The organism is Aeromonas fluvialis (genome assembly GCF_000819885.1).
GTDB lineage: Bacteria > Pseudomonadota > Gammaproteobacteria > Enterobacterales > Aeromonadaceae > Aeromonas > Aeromonas fluvialis.
Genome location: NZ_CDBO01000021.1, coordinates 136,734 through 156,344 on the forward strand (window position 1 = coordinate 136,734; position 19,611 = coordinate 156,344).

Here is a 19,611-nt window from a genome sequence, read left to right on the forward strand (position 1 = left end):
CCTCGATGATACAGGAACCACAACGGGGCTTGCGAGCGAGACAGGTGTAACGCCCGTGCAGAATGAGCCAGTGGTGGACATCCAGCTTGAACTCGGCGGGTACCACTTTGAGCAGCTTCTCCTCCACCTGATCCACATTCTTGCCTACCGCAAAGCCGGTGCGGTTCGATACCCGGAAAATATGGGTATCGACGGCGATGGTGGGCCAGCCAAAGGCGGTATTGAGCACCACGTTGGCGGTCTTGCGGCCGACGCCGGGCAGGGCTTCCAGTGCTTCGCGGTTTTCCGGCACCTCGCCGCCGTGACGCTCCAACAGGATGGCGCAGGTCTTGATGACGTTCTCGGCCTTGGTGTTGAACAGGCCAATGGTCTTGATGTACTCCTTGAGCCCGTCCACCCCGAGATCCAGCATCGCTTGCGGGGTGTTGGCCACCGGATAGAGCTTGTCGGTTGCCTTGTTGACGCTGACATCGGTCGCTTGCGCCGAGAGCAGCACAGCGATCAACAGCTCAAACGGCGAGTTGAAGTTGAGCTCTGTGGTGGGGTGGGGGTTGTTTTCCCGCAGCCGCTCAAGGATCTCTCTGCGTTTCTGGTTGTTCATGCCTTGCGCCCGATCATAGTTCGGTCGCCCGGACGCGAGCCGGGGCAACGTTGCTGTGGGCCCCATTACTGTGAACCAGAATGGCGGCCTGTTTGCGATCACGCCAGTCGTTGATGGCGTTCTTGCCGGCGATCAGCAGCCCCAGCCCGATAAAGCCGCCCGGCGGCAAAATCGCCAGCAGCAGGCTGGCATCGGCGTGGAACAGCTCGATGCGCAGGGACTTGGCCCACTCGCCCAGCAGCAGCTCGGCGCCATCAAACAGGGTGCCCATGCCGATGATCTCGCGCATCGCCCCCAGCAACAGCAGTACCAGAGTGAAGCCCAGCCCCATCATGAAGCCATCGATGACCGCCAGCAACGGCGGGTTCTTGGAGGCATACGCCTCGGCGCGGCCGATGATGACGCAGTTGGTGACGATGAGGGCGATAAAGATGCCGAGGGCCTGATAGAGGCCATAGGTGTAGGCGTTCATCAGCAGCTGCACGCTGGTCACCAGCGAGGCGATGATCATCACATAGACCGGGATGCGAATATCCTTCGGCACCCAGTTACGCACCAGCGAGACGGCGAGGTTGGAGCAGACCAGCACCGCCATGGTGGCCAGGCCCAGCCCCAGCGCATTGGTAAAGGTGGAGGAGACGGCGAGGGTCGGGCAGAGCCCCAGCACCTGTACCAGCGAGGGGTTATTCTTCCACAGCCCCTGACTCATCAGCTCCCGGAATTCGCTCTTGCGTTGTTCCTGCTCGGTCAGCGGCTCGGCAATCGGGGCGGTGCCCGTTTCAATCTGTTCCATCTGGTTCATGATGGCTCGACTCCGTTAGTTCGCCGCCGGACAAGCCGGGGCGTTGCTGAGCAGTTCGGGTTGCGCCTGCTGCAGTGTCAGCAGGTTCTTCACCGCCTTGACCACGGCGCGCGGGGTGATGGTGGCGCCGGTAAAGGCATCGAACTCGCCGCCATCCTTCTTCACCGCCCACTGGGGCTCATTGTCATGGGTCAGGAATTTTCCGGCAAAGCTGTTGATCCAGTTCGATTTTTTCAGCTCTATCTTGTCACCGAGGCCCGGGGTCTCGTTGTGAGCGAGCACGCGCACGGCGGTGATGGTGCCCTTGGCATCAAAGCCCGCCACGATGCGGATCGCCCCGCTGTAGCCATCCGGCGCGATCGCCTCCAGCGCATAGCCGGTCACCACGCCATGCTTGCTGGCGGTATAGAGGGCCTGCGGCTGATCGCTGCCGAGATACTTCCTGCTGGTCACCTGCTTGCAGCTGGCCACCAGATCGTTGTCATAGCTCCCCTCCGGCAGCAATACCGAGAGGGTCTGCAGCTTCTCCAGCTGTTGCTGGTGGGCGATTTTATCCTTGGTCAGCTCAAAGGTCAGTACCACCAGCGCGCTGCAGCCGAGCGCGAACAACGCCAGGATCAGGCCGTTCTTGCGCATGCTCTTTAACATGTCCGGGCTCCGTCAGCTGTGATGGGGAATAATGGCAGAAACATCATTGGCGACGGGCTCCATATACCTTTGGACGAGTCAGGCTATCGATAAACGGTACACAGAGGTTCGCGAGCAGCACGGCGAAGGCGAACGCATCGGGATAGCCGCCAAAGCGGCGAATGATGTAGACCAGCACGCCGATCAATACGCCATAGACCAGTCGGCCATGCGGCGTGGTGCAGGCACTGACCGGATCGGTGGCGATAAAGAAGGCCCCCAGCATGGTAGCGCCGCTAAAGAGATGGAAGATAGGGGTGGCGGTCGCATCCGGGCTGACCAGATAACCGATGGTGGAGGCCAGCAGCAGGGCACCGAGAATCGCGGTGGGAATGCGCCAGTTGATCACCTTCTGCTGCAGCAGGAACAGGCCGCCCAGCAGATAGCCGAGGTTGACCCAGCTCCAGCCGATGCCGCCCCAGCCCTCAAACAGCGGGCCGCTCAGAATTTCGCTGGTGGTGAGCCCCTGGGTCAGGCCGGTTTTCAGGGTATCGAGTGGAGTCGCCATGGTAAGACCATCCACCCCCTGCTTGAGCTGGGCCATGCTGTAGCCGTCGAGACTAAAACCGGTGAAGATCACCGACGCCGCATCGCCAACGCCGAGGCTGTAGGCGGCAACGCTCTGGGGTGGCAGCCAGCTGGTCATCTGCACCGGGAAGGAGACCAGCAGCAGCACATAGGCGACCATGGCCGGGTTGAACAGGTTCTGGCCCAGCCCGCCGTAGAGGTGCTTGGCAACGATGATGGCAAAGGCCGTGCCCACGACCAGCATCCACCACGGCAGCAGCGGCGGCAGGGAGAGACCAATCAGCACGGCGGTGAGCGCTGCACTGCCATCCATCAGGGCTGGCTTGATGGGGCGGCTACGGAGCTTGAGCACCAGGGCCTCGCTCGCCAATGCAGTCACCAGCGCCAGCAGGATCTGGATAAAGGAGCCCCAGCCAAAAAACCAGGTCTGGGCCAGCAAGCCCGGCACGCAGGCCAGGATCACCAGCAGCATCAGGGTTCGGGTCTGTTTGCGGTTATGGGCAAACGGCGCAGTGGCAATATTGAACATGAGTCTGTCAGTTACCTTGTGGTGGTTCGGTCGGCTGAGGGGGCATCTTCAGCGGCGGCTCTGGCTGCCTCGGCCGCCAGCTTCTTCGCCTTGGCGCGGGCCACGGCGGCCGCAATGGCCGCTTTTTTCGGATCAACCGGGGCATTAGTCGCAGGGGCACTCGCTTCAGGCGTGGCGGCGTCGGTTTGCATCGGCTCGGCCGGTGCGCGCTCACCCTCAGTTCCGGCCCTGTCTACCTGAGTACCGGCAATCTCTACTTCAGCACTGGTACTTGCGCTCTGCTGCGCCAGTTTCTTGGCCTTGGCACGAGCGATGGCTGCGGCGATTGCGGCCTTTTTGGGATCGACCGCTTCGCTTGCCGCTGTATCGTTCTGGCTGGTGGTTACTTCGTTTTTTGCTACCGTCTCGTCGCGGGTCTGTGCGCTGGCTGCTGGCTCACTCTGCGCATCTTCAGCACCGGCACTCTCGCCCTGCTGGGCCAGCTTTTTGGCCTTGGCGCGGGCGATGGCTGCGGCGATAGCAACCTTCTTGGGATCGCCCGCTTCGCTGGCAGCAGATGGCGCATCGCTTTGGGTTGCAGCGGATTCGCTGGTGCCAGCATTTGCGGTCAGGTCACCCTCAGCGCTGTCACCCTGCTGGGCGGCCTTCTTGGCTTTGGCCCGCGCAATGGCGGCAGCAATTGCGGCTTTCTTGGGATCGACAGGTGCATCGCCTTGCGTGCCTGCGTCGGCTACCGCGCTGTTATCTGCGCTTACCGGCTCGCCACTGGCTTCGGCCTTTTTGGCTTTGGCACGGGCAATGGCAGCGGCAATCGCCGCTTTTTTCGGGTCTGCGTCTGCAACAGGCGCCGCAACGGCTTCGGCAGTCACAGACTCGGCGCTATCGCCAGCCTGAGCGGCTTTCTTGGCCTTGGCGCGGGCCAGTGCGGCAGCGATGGCTGCTTTCTTGGGATCGCTGGTGGGGTCAACCGCCTCGGCGGGTTGCGGCGCAGCGGCGGCAGTGTCGCTGTTGGCGCTCTCGGCCAGCTTGGCGGCACGGCGCGCTTCCGCTTCCCGTTTGCGTGCTTCGCGGGCGGCAATCACGGCGCTGTTGTCGGGCAAGCCCTCGGCGGTGGCGGTAATGACGGTGATGGGGGCATCCTGCTTGGCCTTGATGCGGGCCAGCGCCGCTGCCACCGGATCTTCGCCGCCTGCGGTGGTCATAGCCTGACGGCGCTGGGCGGCAGCTTCGGCGTGACGCGCTTCGCGGGCCGCTTTCTCCCGCTCGAAACGGGCCTGCTTGGCCTCGAAACGCTGCTTGGCGCGTTCGGCTTTTTCGGCCTCGGCGCGGGCTTCGCGAATGTCGTCTTTGGCGATCTTGTAGTACTGCACCAGCGGGATCTCGCTCGGGCAGACCCAGGCGCAGGCGCCGCACTCGATGCAGTCCATCAGGTTGAGCTGCTCGGCCTTGTCATACTCCTTGGCCCGGCTGTACCAGTAGAGCTCTTGCGGCAGCAGGGTAGCCGGGCAGGCATCGGCACAGACGCTGCAACGGATGCAGGGCTGCTCCGGGCCGGGGACGGGCAGTTCGGCCTGCGTCGGCGCCAGCAGGCAGTTGGTGGCCTTGACCACCGGCACCATGGCGTGGGGCAGGGTAAAGCCCATCATGGGGCCACCCATGATCACCCGCTGCTCCGCTTCCGGTTGCAGCTCGAAACGCTGCAACAGCCAGCGCACCGGCGTACCCAGGCGCACCCAGGCGTTGCCGGGTTGCTTGAAGCTGTCGCCGGTGAGGGTGACGATCCGCTCGATCAGCGGCTCGCCGTCGATGATGGCGCGCTTGATGGCAAACACGGTGGCGACGTTGAGCACCATGATGCCGATATCGACCGCCCGTCCGCCTTTGGGCACCTGACGGCCGGTGAGCAGCTCGATGGTCTGCTTGGCCCCGCCGGAGGGATACTTGGTCGGCACCGTTTTGACCAGCACATCGTTGTCGGTGGCGTGGTGGTTAAGCGCAGCGATCGCCTCGGGCTTGTTATCTTCCACCCCGATCAGGGTCAGCTTGGGTTTGAGCAGGTGCTTGAGCACCCGGATGCCATCCATGATCTCGTCGGCGTACTGCTGCATCAACCGATCGTCGGTGGTGATATAGGGTTCGCACTCCAGCCCGTTGACGATCAGGATCTCGGTGAGCTGGCCGCGGCCGTCGAGCTTGCTGTGGGTCGGAAAGACGGCACCGCCAAGGCCTGCTACCCCTGCCTGCTGAATGCGCTCGAGCAGCTCGCCCCGCTCCAGATTCCAGTAATCGGCTTTGCCATTGCGCTCACCCCAGGCATCTTCGCCATCTGGGGTGAGGATGACGCAGAGATCGCCGAGCCCGGAGGGGTGGGCAACCGTGTGGTTGCCAATCTCGGTGATGGTGCCTGAGGTGGAGGCGTGCACCGGCACTGTCCTTCCGTGGGCAAAGCGGGTCAGCGGCTGCCCTTTTTTGACCTTGTCGCCCACCTGTACCAGCAGATCGCCAGCGGGGCCTGCGTGCTGGCGCAGCGGAATGATGAGGCGCGGCGGCAAACCGGCGTCTACCACCGGGCTCTGGCTCGATTGCAGCTTGTTGTCGGCGGGGTGAATGCCACCGTGAAAGTCCCAGAGAGTCCCGGCTTTGATACGTTCGAGTAAGGAATGCATGGTTGCTCCGCTGTTTATTCCACTATCTTGACCGGAATCTTGCCCGGAACATGCACGTTATTGAGATCCCACTTCCAGTTATCGACCGTAGTGGGCACCGGGATCATCTCGATACAGTCGGTCGGGCAGGGATCGACACAGAGATCGCAACCGGTGCACTCATTGGCAATCACGGTATGCATCGCCTTGGTGGCGCCGACGATAGCATCCACCGGGCAGGCCTGAATGCACTTGGTGCAGCCGATACACTGATCTTCGTGGATAAAGGCGACCTTCTTGACTGGCACCGCGGCTTCGTCACTGCCTCCCATTGGCTGGGGCTCGACCCCCATCAGATCGGCAATCTTGCGCATGGTGGCCTCGCCACCGGGTACGCACTTGTTGATCTGATCGCCGCCCGCGAGCGCTTCGGCGTAGGGTTTGCAGCCCGGATAGCCGCACTGGCCACACTGGGTCTGGGGCAGCAGGGCATCGAGCTGATCGACGATGGGGTCTGCTTCCACATGAAACTTGACGGCGGCAAAGCCCAGGATAATCCCGAACGCCAGCGCCAGCAGGGTGAGCACCAGAATGGCAAAGAGTATGTGAGTCATAGCGCTATATCTTGATAAGGCCGGTAAAGCCCATAAAGGCCAGCGACATCAGGCCGGCGGTGATCATGGCAATCGACACCCCGCGAAACGGCGCGGGCACATCGGCGGCGACCAGACGCTCGCGCATGGCGGCAAACAGGATCAACACCAGCGAGAAGCCGGTGGCGGCGCCAAAGCCGTAGATCACGCTCTGGATAAAATCATGTCGCTCATTGATGCTGAGCAGCGCCACCCCGAGCACCGCGCAGTTGGTGGTGATCAGCGGCAGGAAGATCCCCAACAGGCGATAGAGGGTCGGGCTGCTCTTGCGCACCACCATCTCGGTAAACTGCACCACCACGGCGATCACCAGAATAAAGGCGAGAGTGCGCAGATAGGTGATATCCAGCGGCAGCAGGATATAGTGCTCCACCAGATAGGAGCTGGCACTGGCGAGGGTCAACACGAAGGTGGTCGCCAGCCCCATGCCGATGGCGGTTTCCAGCTTGCCGGAGACCCCCATAAAGGGGCAGAGGCCGAGGAATTTCACCAGCACGAAGTTGTTAACCAGCACGGTGCCGATCAATAAAAGCAGGTACTCAGTCATCAATTACCGTCACTGAAAGTCGGGTTATCCGGGTTTGAAGGCGGGCAGTATTATCTGATGTTAGGGCACGTTAAACAACCGCAAGGCCGCATGGTTATTAGTCAAATGGCCAATATCAACACAGTTCCAGGAGGCACTGCGCACTTTTCGGGCTGAGCGGGAGGTAGCCAATTCCGGAATGGTGTGAATGCTCGCACATTTTAAAGATTGGGGGTGGTGATGGCGTCACATACCCATAACATATTGATGCATAAAGCAATCAGCCACGTTACTCTATGTCCTCCTCGCCTGTAGACAGAGCAATGAACATGTTTGAACAGCTTGCTGACGTTTTTTCTTCTGCCGCATTCAAGTACCTGTCAGTCGTTGATGCAGATCCAAAAAGTTCCCACCAGCATGAAATCGGCGGCCTTGTTAATGCCGGTATTGGTCGGGAATTGGGGATGCCTGACGATGGGAGTCAGCTTACTATCCGGGCGACGATGGTCTATTTGAGCGAGAGCTATGATGAACCGCTGGTCTCGGAAGATATCGTCACCTGGTATGATTCTCGGTATCAAAAAGAGGATCGAGGGGCTGAGTGGCGGCTTTACTACAAATCAAATGATGTCAGCAATCGTTTCAAGCCTGGAGATTTCTTCCTGATTGCCCTGACTCGGGAAGGTTCTCTCCTGATGATTTTTTGTCCTCCCCATAGCGATTTTGAATTGCAAATTCGCTCACTATTTGGTGCGCGGACTGTGGTGGCTAGTGAAAAGGGACTGACACGATTAAATATTGGGAAAGGGTTAGCTGTTCCGATTAGATTAATGCTTGCTCGTTATGGCATAGAGATTGGCCATGATGGCCCAGGCTATCTTGACATTATTCTGGACAAGTTCGGTGCGGCATTTCCTAAAACCAAGGACTTCTCTGCATTTACCAGAACATTGGCAAAAGATATCTGTCCTTTTGAAGAGCCAGATAGTGCACTAATTGAATGGATGGAGGTAGAGGAGTCTGCGTTTCGGCAATTGGAAAGGCATATTGTAAAAGAGACTCTGTTAGCCGGTTTCGGGGAAAATGGCGATGACGTTGATGAGTTTGTTCGCTTTTCCCTGAGCGTGCAGAATCGTCGTAAGTCTCGCAGTGGTCATGCTTTTGAAAATCATATTGAGTTTATTTTAAACAAGTCGGGAGTTGATTTTGAGCGTGGTGGTTTAACTGAGGAGCGTCAGAAACCGGATTTCATATTCCCAAGCTCTGATTGTTATGCAGACAAGCATTTCCCTTCCAACAAACTAAGGATATTAGGGGCTAAAACCACTTGTAAAGATAGATGGCGTCAAGTATTGGCAGAAGCTACGAGGGTGGAACGTAAGCATCTGATTACCATGGAGCCTGCGATCAGTGAAAATCAGACAGAACAAATGCAAGCGAATAACTTGCAACTTGTTGTACCTACGACCATTCAACAAACTTATACACCTGAGCAGCGGCCTCAATTAATGTCATTTCGAGATTTCATTAATGAGGTAAAAGGCTGCCAGTAGAAAATTAAGCCCGCCTCAGAATCATGGCGGGCTTTTGGATTATTTTTCCTTTGTTTTCATTATGTATGGCTTCATTAATTTTGCCACGGCAGAAAATACTGGAACTACGACAGAGTTGCCAAATTGACGATAGGCTTGGGTATCTGAAACGGGGATTCTGAAGTTATATTCACCCGGTTTTTCAAACCCCATCAATCTTGCACATTCTCTGGGAGTCAGACGGCGTGGTCTATTTTGCTGATTGTTCTCATTATTGAACTCTGTCTCTGCCAATGTCATATCCCAGCCACGATCAATCAGAATTTCAGAGCCGTCTTTATGGTAACGTGCAGACAGTGTTCTTGCGACCGTTGCTGGATTTTTTGGGTCAACAAGACCATAGCCAAAGCCATTCCCCTTAGCTTGATGCTTTTTCGCATACTGATATAAATAAGACCACAACTTGGGTGTCAAAATATATTTTGAGTCAATTTTTTCAACTGGTTCAAGCAGGTCTGCAAAAGTAATCCTGTTCTCAGGAAATAACGTGGCAACATCTTTTAGCGTGAAACCTTCATGCAGGTTCAGATCTTTTCTGAAACCGACAAGCACAATACGTTCACGGTGTTGGGGGATGAAGTGTTTGCCATCTATAACCTTGGGGTCACTCGAACCATTAACATCCAAGTCTGAAACCCAATAACCCAACTCGGTCAATGCTTCCTTGATTACCCGGAATGTATTTCCTTTGTCATGGCTTTTCAGGTTTTTTACATTTTCAAGCACAAAGGCTGTCGGCCTTTTTGCATCAATGATACGTGCTACATCAAAGAACAAGGTTCCTTGAGCTTCGCACTCAAATCCATGGGCGCGTCCAAGTGAGTTCTTCTTGGATACACCTGCCAAGGAGAATGGCTGGCACGGGAAGCCGGCAAGCAGTACATCGTGATCCGGAATTTCTTTATCTATGTGGGCATAGACAAAATCACGATTGTCATTGTCCGGCATGGTGATTTCACGGATGTCGGAATTGAATTTGTGGTCCGCTTGGTCACAGTACCAGTTGGCTTTGTAAGTTCTGACAGCCTGTTCGTTCCACTCACTGGTAAAGACACATTGCCCACCAATATCCTCAAAGCCTTTACGAATGCCACCAATACCCGCAAACAGGTCAATAAATTTGAAATCGTAATGGCCATGATGCTTCGGGGGTGAAGGGATGAGACTTTTCAGCATTTCTGTTTCGACATGAGTCAGCGGCTTTTGTTCGATTTTGCCATTGAGCCAGCGGTTCAGGGCTTCACGAGTCCAGTCGGCATCGCCCAATGCACGCAGCTTTTCAGCAACTTGCTTCTGGTCATAGATTTCGAGGACTTTTTCCATCAGATAGCGATCTTCAGCTTTGCGTTTGCTGGAGAATACCTGATCTTCTTCAGGTGTTTTGTGTGCAGAGGAGGTTGAATGTGTCATATCAAAATCTGGGCGTGTTGCAGTTGCGCGGAATCTTATCACTCATTTAACCCAGAGAGAACGCCTGGGGCTGTAAAAAAACACAGTATCTATCATTCGCCTTCAAACGAGTATCTGTATGCCTGACATAGTGAATGCAGAGACCAGAAGCCGGTTTATGGCCGGGATTAAGAATGCCAATACCAAGCCGGAGATACAGATTCGCCAGTTGCTGCATCATGCCGGGTTTCGCTACCGTCTACACAATGCAGCCTTGCCTGGCAAGCCGGATCTCTGGCTGACGCGCTACCGTGCGGTGATCGAGGTGAATGGTTGTTTCTGGCATGGGCATGACTGCCATCTGTTCAAGCTGCCATCGACCAGAACTGCATTCTGGCAAACCAAGATTGCCACCAACCGTGACCGGGATCGGCGGCATTTGGTCGAACTGGAACAACTGGGGATCCGCCGCTTGACGATCTGGGAGTGTGCCCTGAAAGGACGTTTGCGACATGATCCTGAACGATTGACCCTGGTGATCAGCTGGTGGCTGACCAGTGGTGCAAGTCATTGTGAAATTGCTGGAGGATGTGAATTACATTTTCAGAAATAATGAAAAAATTATGTTAGTTAATAGTGGGAGCTGTTAATTAATCAAACATCCTCTTATATCTATAAGTATGATCGATATATGGGCTGAATATTATTTCTTATTATCTCTCCATAGCTGAAGATGGTATGCTACTTAATGTTGGCAGGCCGTTTAATGGAGATGGTAGATATATGAAAGCAGATATTTTGATAGGTGAATTGAATCGGCGTTATCCTATGATAGGTTTATCTGCTGATTGGATTTATCAGACGTGGTTAATCAGTGGTGATGTAACCCAAGGACAAGTGATCTTCGAGAATGAAGATAGTAACTTGTATGAGCTACTATCATTTTCATATGATGATGAAAGTTTAATTGCAAAAATAGTGTGTTCAGGTTCGCTTCAGCAGGTAGTTGAAGCGGCTGGCATTATTTGCAGGGAATAGGCTTTATTGACATGTGATGGTCATGTTTTAATTTTTTTCTAAAAATAGATAACATTAACAATATTTGGCAATCAAAGATGGTTTCATCTCTGGCGTTTGTGCTGTGATACATCACCAACAGGAGGAAATCATGATCAGCCATATCGACCATCTGGTATTGACGGTCAGTGATATCGAACGGGCCGTGGCGTTTTACAGTTCGGTGCTCAATATGGAGGCCATCACCTTCGGTGCGGGGCGCCGGGCGGTAGGGTTTGGCAACCAGAAGATCAATCTGCAACTGTTGGGGCAGGAGCCGCGCAACCGGGCGCAGGTGGGATCGGGGGATGTCTGCCTTATCACCCGCTGGCCGCTGGAGCAAGCAGGTTCGGAGCCTGCGCAACAGGCTGCCGTTTGGGGGGCCAGATATGATAAGGTGCCGTGTTTTAAACTCGCGGGGTGTGTACCCCGGCAATACAAGGTGACTCATGCTGGCTAACGAATCCATGCGCCTGAACAAATACATCAGCGAGAGCGGCATTTGCTCGCGCCGCGAGGCCGACCGCTTTATCGAGCAGGGCCACGTCTTTATCAACGGCAAGCGGGCCGGGATCGGCGATCAGGTGCAGGTTGGCGATCGGGTCTTGGTGAACGGTCAGGTGATCGAACCGCGCGAGGCGGACAGTCTGGTGCTGATCGCCCTTAACAAGCCGGTGGGCATCGTCAGTACCACGGAGGCGGGCGAGAAGGACAACATCGTCGATTTCGTCAACCACAGCACCCGGGTCTTTCCCATCGGGCGGCTCGACAAGGATTCGCAGGGGCTGATTTTCTTGACCAACCACGGCGATCTGGTCAACAAGATCCTGCGGGCGGGTAACGATCACGAGAAAGAGTATCTGGTGACCGTCGACAAGCCGGTGACCGACGAGTTTGTGCGCGGCATGGCGGCCGGGGTGCCGATCCTCGGTACCGTGACCAAGAAGTGCAAGGTGAAGAGAGAGGCGCCGTTCGTCTTTCGCATCACCCTGGTGCAGGGGCTTAACCGCCAGATCCGCCGCATGTGCGAGCACTTCGGTTTTGAAGTGACCAAGCTGGAGCGCATTCGCATCATGAACGTCAGCCTCAAGGGGTTGCCGGTGGGCGAGTGGCGCGATCTCACCGACGACGAGCTGATCGAGCTGTTCAAGCTGATTGAGGACTCTTCTTCCGAGGTGAAACCGGCCAAAGGCGACAAGCCCAAGGCGGCCAAGGCTCCTGCGGCGCAAAGCGCCAAACCGGGGCAGGGCAAGAAGCCGCGGCGCGATGACGATCACGAGATTGGCGGGCGCCCCAATGTGCCGGGCCCGGAAGCCTTCGAGAAGAAGCTGCCGGTGGGCAAGGGGGGCGCGGGTAAAGGTGCAGCCAACAAGGGCGGTGCTGGCAAAGGGGCACCCGGCAAGGGTGGCAAACCGGCCACCGGCAAGCCGCGCACCGCTAACACCGGACGGCAGAAGAAGGGGCGCTGAGTTGCAACCCTGAGCTGGCTCCGCCTGCTGTTCCCCCCTACGTGCAGTTATCTCGACACACCGGCCCAAGGCCGGTGTGTCGCTTTGGGGCGTTGGGGACAATCGCAAGGGATGAATGATTCGCCGCGCCAAGTCGGCAGTTCTTACCGCGTCTGGCCCTCGGCCAGTTTGCGCTCGTAGTCTTGTTGCACGATGGCCAGCGCCGCCAGCACCAGCTCGGGGGCCAGCTGGTTGGTTTCCAGCAGTTCAATGAGATCCACCGCGAGTTTCACCTCGGGCGGGGCAGTTTCCAGTGACATGGGCAGGGTTCCGGTTGCGGGAGGAGGGGGAATTATACAGGGGCGCCGCCGCTGGCCGAAAGCGCCCCTGTTTTTCGGGCAATGGAGCTGCGAAGGATTCAGAGGTGCTGGCGCATCTCCTTGTCGATCTCCTCGCGCAGGGCAATCAGCTTTTTGGCGTACTGCTGCAACAGCCGATCGCTCTCGCTCACCGGCTGCCACTGGGGCACCGGGGTCGGTTTGCCATGCTCGTCCATCGCCACGAAGATGATGATGCAGTGAGTGGTCTTGTGGCGTTCGGTGTCGGTGGGGTGGCGGCTGTAGACTTCCACCGCCAGATGCATGCTGCTGGTGCCGGTGTGGATCACCCGGGCGTGCACCTCTACCAGATGGCCAATCTGGATGGGGCGCAAAAAGCGGATCCCCCCCACATAGACGGTCACCGCATAGCCACCGCACCAGCCAGCGGCACAGGCATAGCCCGCCTGATCGATCCACTTCATCACCATGCCACCGTGAACCTTGCCGCCGAAATTGACGTCGGAGGGCTCGGCCAGAAATTGCAGGGTCAGTTCGTGAGGTGGGGTCATGTTTGCTCCTTGATTAGGGGTCATTGGCGGTAGCTCTTGCGATAGGCGTCTGCCTGTTGGCAGGGGGGCAGGTTATTGAGGACTGGCCGCTTGTTGCCTTCGCGCTCGCCAAAGCTGGCGAACGTCTGCCGGCATTTATCGGCCTTGCCGCCCTCCTTGATGCAGGCGTCGATCCGCTGTTGCTTGCCCTGCTCGACCAGCTGCTGCTGCGCTTGTTGGCACGCGGCATCCAGCTTGGCCTGCCGGGTTGAGCGATCCAGCTCGCTGGCGGCACTGGCGCTGCCGCATAACAGCAGAATCACGAAAGGGGTGATGGTGCGCATCCTGATACTCCTGGTTGACCTGTGTCAGGTATACCCCGAATGGCGGCAGGATGCACAGGGGACGGTGCAATAATGGGGGCCCATTCACTCTTGGTTCATGACGCTGGCGCCAGCATGGGCCGAACAATAGCGAGGTGTCACGATGAAACAGATGCTGGAACAGTTGCTGGGGGCTGGCAAAGGCTGGCTCAACGAGGGGGGCGACAAGCGCAAGGGGCAGATGCAGGGGGCACTGGCCGGTGGCGCGCTGGGTCTGCTGCTGGGCAACAAAAAAGTGCGCAAATATGGCAGCCAGGCGGCGGCCGTAGGCGGCGCTGCGGCTCTTGGCGGTCTCGCGTACAAGCTCTATCAGGATTGGCAGGCCCAACAGTCGGCCCCAGCCCAGCCCACTCAGCCCATCAGCTCTCTTGAAGGTAATGCGCTGGATGCCCGCGCCGCCTTGCTGGTGCGTGCCATGGTGGCGGCCGCCCGCGCCGACGGCCATATCGACGGCGCCGAGCGCCAGAAAATTCAGGAGTACCTGACCGAGCAGGGCCAGAGCGATACCGCCCGCTGGATCGATGCCGAGCTGGCGCGCCCCCTCGATCCCCACGCACTGGCGAGGGAAGTGACTGACATGGAGCTGGCGACCGAGGTCTATCTCGCCTCCCTGCTCGCCATCGAAGTGGATCACTTTATGGAGCGCGGGTATCTCGACGAGCTGGCGCGCGCCCTCAAGCTCGATGACAACCTCAAAGGAAGCATCGAGCGGCAGGTGGCCCAACTTAACGCCCCCGCCTGATACCCCTCACCGCCATGGATTGCCGCTCACGCCCCGCCCAAGGGGCGTTGTTGTTTCTGTTGCTAATCAAAAGATGCGGATGAGCCTATTTGGATGGCAGGGCATAGCCCCCAGGATGGCGCAGGGTTTCAACGCGGGTTACGGGCCTTGCGAAAGCAGAATGTGGCCCTGTGCCTGCTGCTGCAAGAGCCGCTGGGAGGCATCCAACAGGCGTACCTGCCACAGGTTTCACCGATCATTGCGTCTTTTTGCAGACAGACTGGCTGAGCCGCCCTGTTACTGATAGCGACCGACCGCGATGGGGGGCTCCTGCTCAATCTGGCCAAGGCGTTCGGCCCATTGGGCGAGCCAGGCTTCGCGCTCTTCCTGCGTAACCCGCACCGGGGCATAGCAGATATGGGGGCGCAGCACATCGAAGCCGACAAATTGCAGGATCCCGCGCTGGATGGGGCGCAGTACCCCGTCGATATCGCCGTTGAAGCCATCGGGCAGATAGGTCTCGGTGGGGCCGCCGGTGGTGAGGCTCAGCAGGGCCCGCTTGCCGCGAAACTTGCCGCTTTCATAGAGGTGGCCCTGACCGTAGACCCGCCCCATGGCAAAGACCCGATCCACCCACCCCTTGAGGATGGCGGGCAGGCCGAACCACCAGAGCGGGAACTGGAAGATCAACAGGTCGGCGGCCTCCAGCTTTTGCATCTCCTGCTCCAGCTGGGGGGCGAAGCTGCCCTGCTCGGTGGCAGCCAGCTCTTCAAGCTGCAGCTTGAGAAAATCGGGATCGCTGGCGGCGGTGAAGTTGCGCCGATCCGAGACGGGATCAAAGCCCATGGCATAGAGATCGCTGGTCATCACTGTGTGGCCCGCCTGCTCCAGCGCCCTGATGGCGTGGCAGAACAGGGCACCGTTGAAACTTTTGGGTTCGGGATGGGCATAGACGATAAGCACCTTCATAACAGACTCCGTGGCAAATGATGGGTGGTGGCGCAGGGAGTGGCCGGTGAGCTGATCACCGGGTTGACGCTGTGTCACAGCATAGAAGCCAGCCGTACCGATTGCAGCAGGCGCCACACCCTTGTGTGACGCCTGCTGGCGCAACTTATGCCTGACAGGCGGCCAGCCGAAGGGCTTCCCGGCGCTCGCTGACATGGGTCAGCCCGTAGGCCAGCAGCACGATAAGGGCGCCGATCCAAGGGGTGTGTATCAGGCCGAGGTGCTCTACCACCAAGCCACCGACCACAGATCCCAGTGCAATGCCGACGTTGAAGGCGGCGATATTGAGACCCGATGCCACATCCACTGCGTTTGGGGTGTGCAGTTCGGCCTGTTTGACCACCAGCACCTGCAGACCCGGCACGTTACCGAAGGCAAAGGCGCCCCACACCAGTACGGTCAGTACTGCCAGCACCGGATGGGGCGCGGTGAAGGTGAGGGCCAGTAGCACCAGCGCCAGACCGGCAAACAGCAGCTTCAGCGCAGGCAACGGGCCCATCTTGTCGGCCAGCTTGCCGCCCCAGATATTGCCGATGGCGACCGATACCCCGTACACCAGCAGGATCAGGCTCACCGCACCGGCGCTAAAGCCACTCACCTGCTGCAGGATGGGGGCGAGGAAGGTAAACGCCGTGAAGGCGCCGCCGTAACCGAGGGCGGTCTTGGCGTAGACCAGCAGCAGCGGCTTTTTGGTCAATACCGAGAGCTGCTCGCGAATGGTCGAGGCCGCCCCCTTGGGCAGGTTATTGGGGATCAGCAGCAGGCTGCCCACCATGGCGACGAGGCCGAGCAGGCTCACCACCAGAAAGGTTTCACGCCAGCCAAAGACCTGACCAATCCAGGTGCCGAGCGGTACGCCGGTCACCAGCGCCACGGTAAGGCCGCTGAACATGATGGCGATGGCGCTCGCCGCCTTCTCTTTGGCCACAAGACCCGTGGCGATGGTGCTGCCCACCGAGAAGAAAACCCCGTGCGCCAGCCCGGTGAGGATGCGGGCCACAATCAGGCTCTCGTAACCGGGGGCCTGCCAGGCCAGCAGGTTGCCAGCGGTAAAGAGCGCCATCAGTCCCACCAGCAGCCACTTGCGCGGCACCTTGCCGGTGAGCGCCGTGAGCACGGGGGCGCCGATGGCTACGCCAAGGGCATAGAGGCTGACCAACAGGCCCGCGGAGGGGAGCGAGACATTGAGCTGCTCGGCGATGGTGGGGATGAGCCCCACGATCACAAATTCAGTGGTGCCGATCGCAAAGGCACTCAGGGTAAGGGCAAATAACGCCAGTGGCATAACAACTCCTTGGATAGGGACTCCCGACGGGAGAATGGCGCCAGTATGCCGATGCAGTTTGTTGGCAAAAATGACGGCAACATCAAATTACTTTTGCCAAATCAGCAGCAATGGCGATGAGTAGGAGGGGAATGTGAGAGACAAGAGTGGCCGCAAAGAGGGGGGAAGAGAGATGAGAGATGAGAGCGAAGTGACTGGAGAGCAGAGTAAAAGCGTGCTGAGCGAGTAGGGTACAAAGAGGAAACGGGGACGGGGGTAATGGAAGGCGACAGGGTTGGCTGAACCTGCTGTGCGTGGGGGAATGAGCAACGAGTGAGATGAAAGGGCAAAAAAAGCGGGAGGCATGATACCTCCCGATTTTGCTGAAAAATGTCATTGGGCGTTATTTGCACCCTTCTCCCCTTGTGGGAGAAGGGTTGGGGATGAGGGGGAGGTCGCTTGCCCTCACCCTGACCCTCTCCCGTCGGGAGAGGGGATAGTTCGTGGTTGCAATAGGCTCGTGAGAGTTGCCGGTATCCGCCGTCGAAGCAAGAGAGCCGATGTCTCCCTTCCCGTTTAATCCCAATCCGGCGCAAAGTCCGGGTTGGCGCAGCGCTCGCCCCGATCTAGCGTGGCGATGGCGGCCATCTCCTCGCTGCTCAAGGTGATATCGAGAGCGGCCAGATTGGCGGTCTGATTCTCCCGCTTGGTGGAGCTCGGGATCACGGTCATGTCCTGTGCCAGCAGCCAGGCCAGCGACACCTGTGCCGCCGATACCCCGTGGCGCTGGCCAATCTCCATCAGCAGCGGCTCGCTCAGCACCTTGCCATAGGCGAGCGGCATATAGGCGGTAACGGCGATACCCTGAGCTTTGCAGAACTCCACCACCTTGCGGTTTTGCAGCAGGGGATGAACCTCGATCTGCTGGTGGGCGATGGCCCCCGGCCCCAACATCTCGATAGCCTGTTTGAGCTGGGCCACGGTGAAGTTGGAGACCCCGATCTCGCGGGTCAGGCCCCGAGCCTTGGCCTCGGCCAACTGCTCCAGATAGACCGCCATCGGTACCTCATCCTTCGGGGAGGGCCAGTGGATCAGCGCCAGATCCAGATAGTCGGTGCCCAGTTTTTCCAGGCTCACCTCAAGGCTCGGGATCACCTTGCCCGGGCCGAACTCGCTGGTCCACACCTTGGTGGTCAGGTAGATATCCTGGCGGGGCACACCGCTCTCGCTCATCAGCTGGCCCACTTCGGCCTCGTTGGCGTAGATCTGGGCGGTGTCGATATGGCGGTAGCCAAGCTCAAGCCCCTGCAGCAGGGAGTCGCGCAGGGGTTGACCGGTCAGGCGAAAGGTTCCAAGACCCAGATTGGGCATCTTCATCATGTTATTCCTCGAATGGGTTACAAAAGGGCGCACAGGGGCGCGGCGGATCAGGCGCCCAGCGGCTGATAGCGGCGAATGGTGCTGCTGGCAAACCAGGGCTCGGCCTTGGCGACAAATTCGGTAAAGTGGGGCTGGCCCTGATGGGTGCTGAGGGCGGCGTCGCTCTCCCATACCTCGTAGAGCATCCAGCTGTGGGGATTGTCCCGATCCTGATGCAGTTGGTAGCGCAGGCAGCCAGCCTCCTGCAAGGTGGCGGCGATCAAGGGGTCCAGGGCGGCGCGAAACTGAGCGGCGAATTCGGGTTTGGCTTCAAGCTGGGCAATCACAATCACGGGTGATGACATCTGAACCTCCTTGGCAAAAACGAAGGGTCAGTATGCCTGCCGTGACTTGCAGGAAACAGGGCGCTGGTCGCAAAATAGTATTGAGGGGAGAGCAGCAATGGCTAGAACTATGCGGAGTATTCCGGTACTGCTCAAGCTTGAGTTTTTATTAATGATTTTAAAGTGGTGTTAGACAGACCAACACCACTTTAATTCAATTAAACCAATGGGACACCATCAAATTTCACACCTTTCCTCACGCCATTTAAACCTGATAGTTTTACACGTAAGGAGGTTAACTTCTGTGAGTTTTCATTAGTGAGTTTGAATGCAATCATCACGGTTGTTTTTACGCCTTTTGGCAAAGCAAATGTTTTATATGTTGATACATTTGATGAGCCTATGACTAATGAGTCAAGTTCCATCTCATTGCTTACGTCATCAAAAGCACGAGTATCACCAGAAAAAGAAACGTCTCGATCTGCATTGTTATTTAGGAGATCTAGCTTGCACGCTATTTTCCCCATTACTTTCTGACATCCACGCAATTGGATTGAGATGTTTTCAATGGTTTCTATACGTTTCCCAAGAATTGTTGCGCTGTCATTGTAAGCATATATAGCCTCTTGCTCTGAACTTCCAAATAATGGATCTTGGTATTTTGTCCCTACCCAGAAAAAACTAAATGCCGTCACTGAATATAGAATTACAATCGATAGGTGACGAATGACGGAAGGAAGTTTTTGAAGGAAAAAATACACAACGACCCAAGATATGGCAACTAAGGAAGAGGTAAATAAAAGAACATTTTTCCAGTTAATTGCTTCCATTCCCAAAACTGATGGGTCTGGTACAACGTATGTAAATACTGCCCAGCCGGCCCCAAGAAGTGAAGTTAAGAAACCAAAAGACCATCCAAGTATACTTTTATTTTCCATATAATCCCCGACAAATCCGAATCAAAACAACAATTAAAATATAAGCACGCATCCACATTATTATTTTTCTAATGAAAAACGTTATTTATGTTTGGGTGAATTTGCATGATTTATTGAAATTATGTAATCAGTTACATTTAGTTAAAAACTAAATTTTTCAAAGAGCAAAAAATTGGTGGTCTTTTCCAAAGGCCATTGGCTGTAGATGTTATTCCATTCGAGGCCAAATTTACAATGGTAAGATCAAAAAAATACCTGATTACCCATGAT

22 protein-coding genes are annotated in these 19,611 nt (G+C 57.0%); 6 read left to right on the plus strand and 16 right to left on the minus strand.

Translation table 11 applies throughout. The annotated features are described in order from the left end of the window. The 7 genes from nth to rsxA all read right to left on the minus strand — a co-directional run. Positions 1-601: endonuclease III (gene nth / locus BN1125_RS05540; protein ID WP_042011129.1), on the minus strand; the 601-nt coding region annotated here is incomplete at its 3' end. A 13-nt stretch (positions 602-614) separates the two neighbouring features. Continuing rightward, a complete protein-coding gene (locus BN1125_RS05545) occupies positions 615-1,403 on the minus strand; it encodes an electron transport complex subunit E (protein WP_156993115.1) in 789 nt (262 codons plus the stop codon). Positions 1,404-1,418: 15 nt separating this feature from the next. Beyond that, positions 1,419-2,051, minus strand: a complete 633-nt coding sequence (gene rsxG / locus BN1125_RS05550) for an electron transport complex subunit RsxG (protein WP_042011130.1) — start codon at positions 2,049-2,051, stop codon at positions 1,419-1,421. A 43-nt stretch (positions 2,052-2,094) separates the two neighbouring features. Further along, on the minus strand, positions 2,095-3,147 hold the full coding sequence (gene rsxD, locus BN1125_RS05555; RefSeq protein ID WP_042011131.1) for an electron transport complex subunit RsxD: 1,053 nt from the start codon (positions 3,145-3,147) through the stop codon (positions 2,095-2,097). Between the two features lie 11 nt (positions 3,148-3,158). Beyond that, positions 3,159-5,813 carry an electron transport complex subunit RsxC gene (rsxC, locus tag BN1125_RS05560; protein ID WP_042011132.1) on the minus strand — a complete coding sequence of 885 codons (2,655 nt, stop codon included), beginning with the start codon at positions 5,811-5,813 and terminating at the stop codon, positions 3,159-3,161. A gap of 14 nt (positions 5,814-5,827) precedes the next feature. Next, complete coding sequence (gene rsxB / locus BN1125_RS05565) at positions 5,828-6,406, minus strand: electron transport complex subunit RsxB (protein WP_042011133.1); 579 nt, start codon at positions 6,404-6,406, stop codon at positions 5,828-5,830. Positions 6,407-6,410: 4 nt separating this feature from the next. Further along, a complete protein-coding gene (gene rsxA / locus BN1125_RS05570) occupies positions 6,411-6,992 on the minus strand; it encodes an electron transport complex subunit RsxA (RefSeq protein WP_042011134.1) in 582 nt (193 codons plus the stop codon). Positions 6,993-7,300: 308 nt separating this feature from the next. On the opposite strand from rsxA, the gene BN1125_RS05575 reads away from it, so the two are divergent. Continuing rightward, the gene (locus BN1125_RS05575; RefSeq protein WP_042011135.1) at positions 7,301-8,524 is read left to right on the plus strand and encodes a type II restriction endonuclease; all 1,224 of its coding nucleotides are present in this window, start codon (positions 7,301-7,303) and stop codon (positions 8,522-8,524) included. Positions 8,525-8,563: 39 nt separating this feature from the next. On the opposite strand, the gene BN1125_RS05580 is transcribed toward BN1125_RS05575, so the two are convergent. Beyond that, positions 8,564-9,973 carry a DNA cytosine methyltransferase gene (locus BN1125_RS05580; protein WP_084202260.1) on the minus strand — a complete coding sequence of 470 codons (1,410 nt, stop codon included), beginning with the start codon at positions 9,971-9,973 and terminating at the stop codon, positions 8,564-8,566. 118 nt (positions 9,974-10,091) lie between these two features. Here BN1125_RS05580 and BN1125_RS05585 point away from each other — a divergent pair, with 118 nt between their 5' ends. From BN1125_RS05585 to rluF, 4 genes are all read left to right on the plus strand, one after another. Then, the gene (locus BN1125_RS05585; protein ID WP_042011136.1) at positions 10,092-10,565 is read left to right on the plus strand and encodes a very short patch repair endonuclease; all 474 of its coding nucleotides are present in this window, start codon (positions 10,092-10,094) and stop codon (positions 10,563-10,565) included. 170 nt (positions 10,566-10,735) lie between these two features. Then, positions 10,736-10,990 carry a hypothetical protein gene (locus tag BN1125_RS18970; protein WP_156993117.1) on the plus strand — a complete coding sequence of 85 codons (255 nt, stop codon included), beginning with the start codon at positions 10,736-10,738 and terminating at the stop codon, positions 10,988-10,990. Positions 10,991-11,120: 130 nt separating this feature from the next. After that, positions 11,121-11,468: a VOC family protein gene (locus BN1125_RS19750; RefSeq protein WP_342027723.1), complete on the plus strand. Its 348-nt coding sequence runs from the start codon at positions 11,121-11,123 to the stop codon at positions 11,466-11,468. Next, positions 11,458-12,477 carry a 23S rRNA pseudouridine(2604) synthase RluF gene (rluF, locus tag BN1125_RS05595; RefSeq protein WP_042011137.1) on the plus strand — a complete coding sequence of 340 codons (1,020 nt, stop codon included), beginning with the start codon at positions 11,458-11,460 and terminating at the stop codon, positions 12,475-12,477. The genes BN1125_RS19750 and rluF overlap by 11 nt, the downstream gene beginning before the upstream one ends. A gap of 143 nt (positions 12,478-12,620) precedes the next feature. Here the strand turns inward: rluF and rsmS are convergent, their stop codons facing one another. The 3 genes from rsmS to BN1125_RS05605 form a co-directional block, all read right to left on the minus strand. Next, positions 12,621-12,776: a pleiotropic regulatory protein RsmS gene (gene rsmS, locus BN1125_RS18435; protein ID WP_084202261.1), complete on the minus strand. Its 156-nt coding sequence runs from the start codon at positions 12,774-12,776 to the stop codon at positions 12,621-12,623. A gap of 98 nt (positions 12,777-12,874) precedes the next feature. Next, on the minus strand, positions 12,875-13,345 hold the full coding sequence (locus tag BN1125_RS05600) for an acyl-CoA thioesterase (protein ID WP_042011138.1): 471 nt from the start codon (positions 13,343-13,345) through the stop codon (positions 12,875-12,877). 20 nt (positions 13,346-13,365) lie between these two features. Then, positions 13,366-13,668 (minus strand): hypothetical protein, encoded by a 303-nt coding sequence (locus BN1125_RS05605; RefSeq protein WP_042011139.1) that lies wholly within the window; start codon positions 13,666-13,668, stop codon positions 13,366-13,368. Positions 13,669-13,810: 142 nt separating this feature from the next. On the opposite strand from BN1125_RS05605, the gene BN1125_RS05610 reads away from it, so the two are divergent. After that, positions 13,811-14,449, plus strand: a complete 639-nt coding sequence (locus tag BN1125_RS05610; RefSeq protein ID WP_042011140.1) for a tellurite resistance TerB family protein — start codon at positions 13,811-13,813, stop codon at positions 14,447-14,449. Positions 14,450-14,725: 276 nt separating this feature from the next. Here the strand turns inward: BN1125_RS05610 and BN1125_RS05615 are convergent, their stop codons facing one another. The 5 genes from BN1125_RS05615 to BN1125_RS18975 all read right to left on the minus strand — a co-directional run bounded on the left by BN1125_RS05615 (position 14,726) and on the right by BN1125_RS18975 (position 19,341). Continuing rightward, positions 14,726-15,397: an NAD(P)H-dependent oxidoreductase gene (locus BN1125_RS05615; RefSeq protein ID WP_042011142.1), complete on the minus strand. Its 672-nt coding sequence runs from the start codon at positions 15,395-15,397 to the stop codon at positions 14,726-14,728. A 145-nt stretch (positions 15,398-15,542) separates the two neighbouring features. Continuing rightward, positions 15,543-16,721 (minus strand): MFS transporter, encoded by a 1,179-nt coding sequence (locus BN1125_RS05620; protein WP_042011143.1) that lies wholly within the window; start codon positions 16,719-16,721, stop codon positions 15,543-15,545. 555 nt (positions 16,722-17,276) lie between these two features. After that, positions 17,277-18,080, minus strand: coding sequence for a 2,5-didehydrogluconate reductase DkgB (gene dkgB / locus BN1125_RS05625; protein WP_042011144.1), 804 nt, complete (start codon positions 18,078-18,080; stop codon positions 17,277-17,279). A 47-nt stretch (positions 18,081-18,127) separates the two neighbouring features. Further along, a complete protein-coding gene (locus BN1125_RS05630) occupies positions 18,128-18,424 on the minus strand; it encodes a putative quinol monooxygenase (RefSeq protein ID WP_042011145.1) in 297 nt (98 codons plus the stop codon). A 197-nt stretch (positions 18,425-18,621) separates the two neighbouring features. Then, a complete protein-coding gene (locus tag BN1125_RS18975; protein WP_156993119.1) occupies positions 18,622-19,341 on the minus strand; it encodes a hypothetical protein in 720 nt (239 codons plus the stop codon). Positions 19,342-19,611: the final 270 nt, after the last annotated feature.